The 1,058-nt window shown below is 51.7% G+C and carries 1 protein-coding gene and 1 pseudogene; both read right to left on the bottom strand.

Translation table 11 applies throughout. From position 1 onward, the window contains the following. Positions 1-99: pseudogene (locus tag R7O12_RS26745) on the bottom strand (flagella biosynthesis chaperone FliJ); the annotation flags it as partial. A gap of 6 nt (positions 100-105) precedes the next feature. Then, the coding region (locus tag R7O12_RS26740) for a FliI/YscN family ATPase (RefSeq protein WP_318127096.1) at positions 106-1,058 on the bottom strand (953 nt) is incomplete at its 5' end.

The raw sequence follows: 1,058 nt of genomic DNA, 5'->3' as shown, positions 1-1,058 counted from the left end.
ATAGTCTTCAAGCTCAGAGCGCGCTTTGTTCAGCGCAAGTACGGCTTGGTCTTCGCGCTCTTTGGTCTGCTCAAGTAGGAATTCCATCGCATTATTCATACGCTATTACCCACCCAAAATATTTCTGAGCATATTGACGCACATATCGTATGGCACCGATTCTTTCATACGCTGCTGCAAGTATTCGTCTAGCTTCGGCTTTAATGTAAATGCGCCATCGATAGCCGGATCGGTGCCCGGCTTGTACGCCCCAATCGACACCAAATCTTGATTTTTGCGACAAATAGACAAGACCTGACGTACCGCTTTCGACATCAACACATGTTCTTCGGTAGTGATCTGAGGCATCACACGGCTGACCGATTTCTCGACATCAATCGCAGGGTAATGACCCGCGTCTGCCATTTCACGCGACAAAACAATGTGACCATCGAGAATGGCACGAGACGCATCGGCGATCGGGTCTTGCAGATCGTCACCTTCGGTTAAAACGGTAAAGAAAGCGGTGATCGAGCCTTGCTCTGGGCTGCCATTACCCGCACGTTCCACCAGCGCAGGCAACTTGGCAAATACCGAAGGCGGATAACCTTTGGTGGCTGGCGGTTCACCAACCGACAAGGCAATCTCACGCTGCGCTTGAGCAAAACGGGTCAGTGAATCCATCAGCAACAGCACATCCAAACCTTGGTCGCGGAAGTACTCGGCAATCGTAAGTGCCGTTTGACACCCCTTCAAACGCATCAACGGAGACGCATCAGCTGGTGCAGCCACCACAACTGAGCGACGACGTCCGTCTTCGCCCAAAATCTCTTCAATAAACTCTTTAACTTCGCGTCCACGTTCACCAATCAGGCCTACCACCACCACTTGCGCCGTAGTGCCTCGTGTCATCATGCCTAGCGTGACCGATTTACCCACACCAGAACCCGCAAACAAGCCAATACGCTGGCCTTTGCCTACCGTCAACAAACCGTTGATCGCTTTTAAGCCAACATCGAGTGGTTCAGATATCGGTTTTCGTGCCAGTGGGTTGATGGGTTCCGCATTAAATGCCGCCC

This window comes from Vibrio sp. Vb1574, from assembly GCF_033338675.1.
The sequence above is the reverse complement of the archived record's forward strand: the minus strand, read 5'-3'. Positions and strand labels throughout refer to the sequence as shown.